We start from the raw sequence: 422 nt of genomic DNA, 5'->3' as shown, positions 1-422 counted from the left end.
GTCGAGATCGTCGGCATCCGCCCGACGGTCAAGTCGGTCTGCACCGGCGTCGAGATGTTCCGCAAGCTCTTGGACCGCGGCGAGGCCGGCGACAACATCGGCGCGCTGCTGCGCGGCATCGACCGCGACGGCGTCGAGCGCGGCCAGGTGCTGTGCAAGCCGAAGTCGGTGATGCCGCACACCAAGTTCGAGGCCGAGGCCTATATCCTGACCAAGGAAGAAGGCGGCCGGCACACGCCGTTCTTCGCCAACTACCGGCCGCAGTTCTACTTCCGCACCACCGACGTGACCGGCACCGTGCAGCTGCCGGAAGGCACCGAGATGGTGATGCCGGGCGACAACCTGAAGTTCGAGGTCGAACTGATCGCGCCGATCGCGATGGAAGAAAAGCTGCGCTTCGCCATCCGCGAAGGCGGCCGCAC

General features: G+C 66.4%; 1 protein-coding gene. It reads left to right on the top strand.

The features are described 5' to 3' along the window. Positions 1–422: EF-Tu/IF-2/RF-3 family GTPase (locus LHP98_RS19315; RefSeq protein WP_413687732.1), on the top strand; the 422-nt coding region annotated here is incomplete at both ends.

It is taken from the genome of Rhodobacter sp. Har01 (assembly GCF_020564565.1).
GTDB lineage: Bacteria > Pseudomonadota > Alphaproteobacteria > Rhodobacterales > Rhodobacteraceae > Pseudogemmobacter.
The sequence above is the reverse complement of the archived record's forward strand: the minus strand, read 5'-3'. Positions and strand labels throughout refer to the sequence as shown.